This window comes from Streptomyces katrae (assembly GCF_000966975.1).
GTDB lineage: Bacteria > Actinomycetota > Actinomycetes > Streptomycetales > Streptomycetaceae > Streptomyces > Streptomyces katrae.
This window is the reverse complement of sequence record NZ_JZWV01000682.1, coordinates 1-4,996: the sequence shown is the minus strand read 5'-3', so window position 1 is coordinate 4,996 and position 4,996 is coordinate 1. Positions and strand designations below refer to the sequence as shown.

The following is a 4,996-nucleotide window of genomic DNA, read 5'->3' as shown; positions in this document are numbered from 1 at the left end:
CCGTCCACCTGGAACTCCACCAGCTCGTCGCGGTGCACCCGGACGGTCCAGGAGGAGTTGATCTGCGCCACGGCGCCTCCCTCCAGCTCGAAGATCCCGTACGCGGCGTCGTCGGCCGTGGCCTCGTACGGCTTGCCCTCCTCGTCCCACCGGCGGCCGATGTGCGTACGGGTCAGGGCCTGCACGGTCCGGACCCGGCCGAACAGCTCGTGCAGCAGGTACTCCCAGTGCGGGAACATGTCGGTGACGATGCCCCCGCCGTCCTGGGCCCGGTAGTTCCAGGAGGGGCGCTGGGCCGGCTGCCCGTCGCCCTCGAAGACCCAGTAGCCGAACTCCCCCCGGACGGAGAGGACCTGGCCGAAGAAACCGCCCTCGATCAGCCGCCTCAGCTTCAGCAGGCCCGGCAGGAAGAGCTTGTCCTGGACCACGCCGTGCTTGACCCCGGCCGCCGCCGCGAGCCGGGCCAGTTCCAGCGCGGCGGGGAAGTCGAGCGCGGTCGGCTTCTCGCAGTACACGTGCTTCCCGGCCGCCACCGCCCGGCGCAGGGCCGCTTCGCGGGCACCGGTCACCTGCGCGTCGAAATAGACCTCCACCTCCGGATCGGCCAGGACCGCCCCCAGGTCGGTGGTGACGTGCTCCAGGCTGTGCCGCTCGGCGACGGCCCGCAGGGCGTCCTCGCGGCGCCCGACCAGTACGGGTTCCGGCCACAGCAGTGTGCCGTCGCCGAGGTCCAGCCCGCCCTGCTCGCGCAGTGCGAGGAGGGAGCGGACCAGGTGCTGGCGGTACCCCATCCGGCCGGTCACGCCGTTCATCGCGATCTTGATCGTCCTGCGTTCCATGATGACCTTCCCCCGTCCGTCGTGTTCGTCTGTGAACGCGATAGAAAGCGCTTTCTGCGATTCACGGTAGGCCTCGGAGTCCTACCTCTTCAATTACCCGATCGAGTGATGGAAAGCGCTTTCTGGATCGGGCATCATGAGGAGCACGGAGCAGATCGGACGACGGCCCGCGCCGGCAGCGGGCCACAGGGGGAGGGGATCCCGATGGCAGTGACGCTTGCGGAGGTCGCGGTACGCGCGGGGGTCTCGCCCGCCACGGTGTCGAGGGTGCTGAACGGCGGCTATCCGGTGGCCGGTGACACCCGGACCCGGGTGGAGCGGGCCGTCGAAGAGCTCGGCTACATCGCCAACGCCTCCGCCCGCGCCCTCGCGGCCGCAACCTCCGACCTCGTCGGGATCCTCGTGCACGACATCGCCGACGGCTACTTCGGCATCCTCGCCGGCTCCCTGCAGGGCGCCCTCGACCCGGCCGGCGGGGGAGAGCCGCGGCGGCTGGCCGTCGTCTGCAACACCCAGGGCGCTCCCGCAGCCGAGACCGCCTACCTCACCCTGCTCGAAGGGCAGCGCGCCGGAGGCGTCGTCCTCACCGGCGCGGCCGCCGAAGACCCGGAACACACCGCCGCGCTCACCCTGCGGGTGGCCCGCATGGCCGCCGCCGGGACCCGCGTGGTCCTCTGCGGGCGCCCGCCGGTGCCGGTGCCGGAGGCACTCCCCGTCGCCACCGTCGTGTTCGACGACCGAGGGGGTGCGTTCCGGCTCGCCGAACACCTCCTGACACTCGGTCACCGCCGCATCGCCTACATCGCCGGCCCGCCGGGCCGCAGCACCACCCGGGAGCGGCTCGCCGGACACCGGGAAGCCCTCCGGCGCCACGACCCGGCCCTGCCCGAAGCCTGCGACGCCCTCACCGTCCATGCCGGATTCGAGCGCTCCGCCGGCTATGACGCCACCCGCGAACTGCTGCGCAGGGGAGAGCCCTTCACCGCCGTCGCCGCCGCCAACGACACGGCCGCCGCGGGCGTCGCCGCCGCACTGCGCGAAGCGGGCCTGCGCATACCCGAGGACGTCTCGGTCACCGGCTTCGACGACCTGCCCTTCAGCCAGGACACCGCCCCCGCCCTCACCACCGTCCGGGTGCCGCTGCGCGAGGCGGGCGCGCTCGCCGCCCAGCTGGTGACCGGCCGCCGGCCCCTGCCCCCGGGAGGCATCACCACCCTACCCACCGAACTCATGGTGCGCGCCTCGACCGCGCCGCCACCGCCCGCACGGAGGACACCGTGAGGTACGCCTTCTCCACCCTCGGCCTGCCGGGCACCCCGCTCGCCCGCAGCGCCGCGCTGGCCGCCGGCCACGGCTACGACGGCCTCGAACTGCGCGCCCACCCCGAGGAGCCGCTGCACCCCCAGAGCCCGCCCGGGGACCGCACCGCCGGGCTGCGCACGCTCCACCGCGCCGGGGTGGGCGTCCTGGGGATCGCGGGCTACACCAGGGTGGCGGCCCCCGGCGGCGACGAGCCGGTCCTCGGCGAGCTGCGGTCCCTGGTCCGGCTCGCCGCCGACCTCGAAGCCCCGTACGTACGGGTCTTCCCCGGCGGGGGAGACCTGCCCGGACCACAGGCCGACGCCAACGCCGTACGCCGCCTGCGGGAAGCCGCCCCCTACGCCCAGCGAAACGGTGTGCGGATCCTGCTGGAGACCCACGACTCGCACCGCACGGCGGCGGCCGCCGCCCGTGTGCTCGACGCGGTCGGCCATCCGGCGGCCGGCGCGCTGTGGGACGTACTGCACACCTGGCTGGGCGGCGAAGGGCCGGCCGAGTCGAGACGTCGGCTCGGGCCGCACCTGGGCTACGTCCAGGTCAAGGACGTGGGATCGGCTGAGGACCTGACCCCGGTCGGGCTGGGCGCGGGCGTGCTGCCCCTCGCCGGGGTGGTGGCCGAGGCACCGGCCGACGGATGGCTGTGCTGGGAGTACGAGAGACGCTGGTACCCCGCGGCGGCCGAGCTCGCCGGCCCCCCGCTCACCCGGGGCCGCGAACACCTCGAGAGGTTGGTGGCCCATGCCGGTCAGGCCGAGTAGGACAGGCGGCCCGGGTCCACCGGGTGGCGGAAGCCGGCCCCCCGCGCGTACCGCTCCAGCTCCTCGACCGCCACCGAGGCCAGCCGGTCCAGCTCTCCGCCCAGGGAACCCGCCACATGGGGGGTGAGCAGGACGTTCGGCAGCTCGTACAGCGGAGATCCGGCGGGCAGCACCTCCGGATCGGTGTGGTCGAGGACGGCATGCAGCCGCCCGGCGACCAGCTCCCGCGTGAGGGCCGCCGTATCGACGAGGGAGCCCCGCGCCGTGTTGATCAGCGTGGCGCCGTCCGGCATCAGGGCCAGCCGGGAGGCGTCCAGCAGACCACGGGTGCCGGGGAGTTCCGGAGCGTGCAGGCTCACCACGTCGCTGCGGCCGAGCAGTTCGTCCAGACCGCAGGCCTCGCCACCGAGGGAGGCGAGTTCGGCGGGGTCGGCGTACGGGTCGTGCACCAGGACCCGCAGGTCGAACGGTCGCAGCAGTTCCAGCACCCGCCGGCCGGTCCGGGAGGCGCCGACGAGTCCGACGGTCCGACGGTAGTTGCCGGCCGCCGGGTAGCGGGCCAGCGGGTCGACCGGCCCGCGGGCGGCCCGGTAGGCGTGGGCGGCAGCCAGGACCCGCTTGTTGGAGAACAGGATCGCGGCGAGCGTGTACTCGGCGACGGGCAGGGCGTTCGCGGCGGCCGCACTGGAGACCAGCAGACCGCGCTCCCAGCAGGCATCGGTCACATGCCCCTTGACGCTCCCGGCGGCGTGCACGACGGCACGCAGACGAGGCATCCGGCGCAGCGCTTCCGCGTCGAGGACCGGACAGCCCCAGCCGGTGAACAGCACCTCGACGCGGGCGAGCCGGCCGCCGAGCTCCGGGCCGGGCCGCGCGAAGTCGGTGAGCAGCAGCGCGGGGTCCACATCGGCGACCCGGAGCAGCTCGTCCAGCGCCCGGCCGCGGAGCACGGCCGCCCGGGTGTCGGCACTCATCGCGAGCACCGTGGCGGGCCGGGGAGGCACGGGGGGTCTGGTCATGCGGGCGTCTCCTGCGGTGGAACCCGGACGCCGGAGGCACTGGAGGCCGCGGGCCGCGAACGGCGGGCAGGAAGATGCTCGCAGAGCCCGTGCGGCCAGGGGCGGCGACACGGGAGCCGGGCCCCGCGGTTCACCCGCCGGCCTGATCAGGGCCACCCGAGCGGAACGGGTGGCGAGGGGGCCGCCAGACGCGCGGCAGGCCCGGCGGGCGCCGGTTCCGGCCGGCGTTCACCCCGGTGCAGTCTGGGTGACCCGCCACAGCCGGCGCGGCAGTTCGCCCTCCTCGAAGGGGTGCACCTCGCGGAGGGTCCAGCCCTCGGCGAGGGCGTCGACGAGTGCGCGCGGAAAGAAATGGACGGCGAATCCGCCGTGCTCCCAGATGCCGTCCCCGCGGGAGGTGCCGGCCCGGTAGTGCGCGTCCCCGGTGTGCCGGACGGTGTAGACGAACGCACCACCCGGCCTCAGTACCCGGCGGACCTCCCCTACCAGACCGTGGATCTCCGGCGTGGACAGCGCCATGCAGAGCAGCATGTGGGCGAACACACCGTCCACGGAGGCATCCGCCAGGGGCAGCGGCTCGCGGACGTCGTGCACGGCGGTGGTGATCCGCCCGCCCACCCCCTGGGCGGCGGCGCCTCGACGCAGCTGCTCCAGGCCGGCCGGACTGAAGTCGGCGGCCAGCACGTCGAACCCGGCGCGGGCGAAGTACAGGGCGTCACGGCCGTGCCCCGCCCCCAGCTCGAGCACCTCCCGGGCGCCCGCAGCCCGGAAGACCGCGGCGGCACGGACCGCCGGCTCGGAGGGCCGCTCGCCGTACATGCCGGGACGCGCGCCGTAGGTCCGCTCCCAGTGCTCCCGCTGGGCCTCGGCGAGCTCCTCCCCGGACTCCGCCATCGGCCTGCCCTTCTCCCCGTCCGCACCGCCCTTCCGGACCCCAGCCTAGGCCGGGAGCCCGGGCGGCCGCGGTGCTCAGGGAGCGAGTGTGGCGCCCGCCAGCTCCGGCCAGCCGGTCCCCGCCGCCTCCCGGGCCGCTTCGGCGAACCGGGTGTCGCCGAGGGTG

The 4,996-nt window shown here is 74.8% G+C and carries 5 protein-coding genes; 2 read left to right on the top strand and 3 right to left on the bottom strand.

Annotation, left to right across the window (positions count from 1 at the left end; all coding sequences use genetic code 11):
* On the bottom strand, window positions 1-839 hold an 839-nt coding region (locus VR44_RS23920), incomplete at its 3' end, for a Gfo/Idh/MocA family protein (protein WP_045949642.1).
* Between the two features lie 204 nt (window positions 840-1,043).
* Here VR44_RS23920 and VR44_RS23915 point away from each other — a divergent pair.
* Both VR44_RS23915 and VR44_RS23910 read left to right on the top strand, forming a co-directional pair.
* The gene (locus VR44_RS23915) at window positions 1,044-2,120 is read left to right on the top strand and encodes a LacI family DNA-binding transcriptional regulator (RefSeq protein ID WP_045949641.1); all 1,077 of its coding nucleotides are present in this window, start codon (window positions 1,044-1,046) and stop codon (window positions 2,118-2,120) included.
* Window positions 2,117-2,917 (top strand): sugar phosphate isomerase/epimerase family protein, encoded by an 801-nt coding sequence (locus VR44_RS23910; RefSeq protein WP_045949640.1) that lies wholly within the window; start codon window positions 2,117-2,119, stop codon window positions 2,915-2,917. The genes VR44_RS23915 and VR44_RS23910 overlap by 4 nt, the downstream gene beginning before the upstream one ends.
* Here the strand turns inward: VR44_RS23910 and VR44_RS23905 are convergent.
* A complete protein-coding gene (locus VR44_RS23905) occupies window positions 2,905-3,891 on the bottom strand; it encodes a hydroxyacid dehydrogenase (protein ID WP_094191870.1) in 987 nt (328 codons plus the stop codon). The genes VR44_RS23910 and VR44_RS23905 overlap by 13 nt on opposite strands.
* Window positions 3,892-4,164: 273 nt before the next feature.
* Window positions 4,165-4,830, bottom strand: coding sequence for a class I SAM-dependent methyltransferase (locus VR44_RS23900; protein ID WP_045949638.1), 666 nt, complete (start codon window positions 4,828-4,830; stop codon window positions 4,165-4,167).
* Between the last annotated feature and the right edge of the window lie 166 nt (window positions 4,831-4,996).

Coding starts and splice junctions, on each gene's coding strand:
- VR44_RS23915 (WP_045949641.1), top strand. CDS start 1,044: ATGGCAGTGACGCTTGCGGAGGTCGCGGTACGCGCGGGGGTCTCGCCC.
- VR44_RS23900 (WP_045949638.1), bottom strand. CDS start 4,830: ATGGCGGAGTCCGGGGAGGAGCTCGCCGAGGCCCAGCGGGAGCACTGG.
- VR44_RS23905 (WP_094191870.1), bottom strand. CDS start 3,891: ATGAGTGCCGACACCCGGGCGGCCGTGCTCCGCGGCCGGGCGCTGGAC.